The 1,537-nt window shown below is 58.3% G+C and carries 2 protein-coding genes; both read left to right on the top strand.

Annotated features, from left to right (window positions below; all coding sequences use genetic code 11):
* Window positions 1-147 precede the first annotated feature (147 nt).
* Entirely contained in the window at window positions 148-282 is a 135-nt protein-coding gene (locus tag GWG54_RS20490) for an AbrB/MazE/SpoVT family DNA-binding domain-containing protein (RefSeq protein WP_167939476.1), read from the top strand.
* 5 nt (window positions 283-287) lie between these two features.
* Window positions 288-1,520, top strand: a complete 1,233-nt coding sequence (locus tag GWG54_RS20485) for an RNA-guided endonuclease TnpB family protein (protein WP_167939475.1) — start codon at window positions 288-290, stop codon at window positions 1,518-1,520.
* Window positions 1,521-1,537 lie beyond the last annotated feature (17 nt).

Genomic DNA, 1,537 nt, shown 5'->3' with positions numbered 1-1,537 from the left:
GTTCTACAGGCGGTTCGAGGCGAGTGCCTCGGGGCTTGACCCCGAGGGTGAAGCCGACAGTGGCCGACCAGCCGCCGGGTTGTTTCTCCCGGCCCACAGGCCCACGGTATCGAAACGTTTACTTCGAACGAATCAGAATGAGTGCGTATGGCTCAGACAGAGATGGAATGTTACCCGACTGTCCGTGACCGGGGACAGGTCACGATTCCCGAAGATGTGCGCGAACCGCTCGGTATCGAACCGGGCGACCGAATCAAACTCACTGTCGAACGACTGGACTAACTCGCATGGACGTAACGCTTCGCTGTCGTGCATATCCCGACGAGGAAACCGCCAGCGAAGCGTGGCGTCATATCGAAATCCACCGGCAGATACGGAACCACGCCATCCGAGACTACTACTCCTACGACGACGGAAACCGGCCAACCGCCTACGACCAGCACCGCAAACTCACCGACTGGAAACAGCGGTGGCCGCTCTTTTCGAAAATCTCGGCCCACGCCACCCAACAGACCGTTTCGGAGATACACAAAAACGTCGAGACGCAGAAGGGGCGGCGGGAAAACGGCCACAAGACAGGGCGGTTGAAGTGGCAGGGAAGCGGCGAACGTCGGTCAGTCGCGTATCAGTCCGAAGGCTTCGACGTGAATCACACCACGGGCCAAGACGGATACGCAACACTCCGACTCTCGAAAATCGGCTACATCCCGATTCGAGCGTACCGAGAGATTCCCGCGACCGAGAACATCAAGCGCGTCGTGTTAAAGAAGGAGCGAACCGGCGACTGGTTCGTGTGTCTCGTCACGGAACGCCCGGACGAGGACCTTCCCGAAAAACCAGACCCCAGTACACTCGACCTTGCCGACTGCGTGGGCGTAGACCTTGGGATTCTCTCGTACATCCACACCAGCGACAATACGGCGGTGGATATGCTTGACCTGTCCGACGAGTACGATCGCTACGGGCGCGAACAACGGAAACTCGACCGGAAAGAACACGGGTCGAACAACTGGGAGAAACAACGGCAGAAGGTCGCTACGGCAAAGCGGCAAATCAAACGGAAAGTGCTGGACTATCAGCACAAACTTACGACGTGGCTGGTCCGAGAGTACGATTTGGTGGCCGTCGAAGATTTAGATGTAAAGCCGATGCTGGAAACCAGCCAGAACGCCAAGAACAAGCAGGACGCCGCATGGTCACGGTTTCTGGACCTCTTGGAATACAAAGCCGACCTGCATGGCACTCACGTCGTTCGAGTCGAACCAGCCGGGACGACCAAAGAGTGTTTGGAGTGCGGCGTGGAAACGTCGAAACCACTCTGGATTCGAGAACATTCCTGTCCGGCGTGCGGTCACACCGAGGATAGGGACTTGAACGCGGCGAAGAACATCCTTTCTTGCGGTCGCTCACAGATAGGGGCGGGACGCTCCGAATCAACGCCTGTGCAGACTGCGCTCCCTACGGGAACCCTCTCGGTTCCTGCAAAGCGCGTCGTGGAAGCAGGAAGCCCCGAGGCTTGACCTCGGGGTGGGTTCAC

The sequence above is a fragment of the Natronococcus sp. JC468 genome, from assembly GCF_012163165.1.
Classification (GTDB): domain Archaea; phylum Halobacteriota; class Halobacteria; order Halobacteriales; family Natrialbaceae; genus Natronococcus; species Natronococcus jeotgali.
Note: the sequence above shows the minus strand (reverse complement) of the source record. Positions and strands in the feature narration are given on the sequence as shown.

Bases quoted from the DNA above. Each gene is read 5' to 3' on its own strand.
- GWG54_RS20485 (WP_167939475.1), top strand. From the start codon at position 288: ATGGACGTAACGCTTCGCTGTCGTGCATATCCCGACGAGGAAACCGCC.
- GWG54_RS20490 (WP_167939476.1), top strand. From the start codon at position 148: ATGGCTCAGACAGAGATGGAATGTTACCCGACTGTCCGTGACCGGGGA.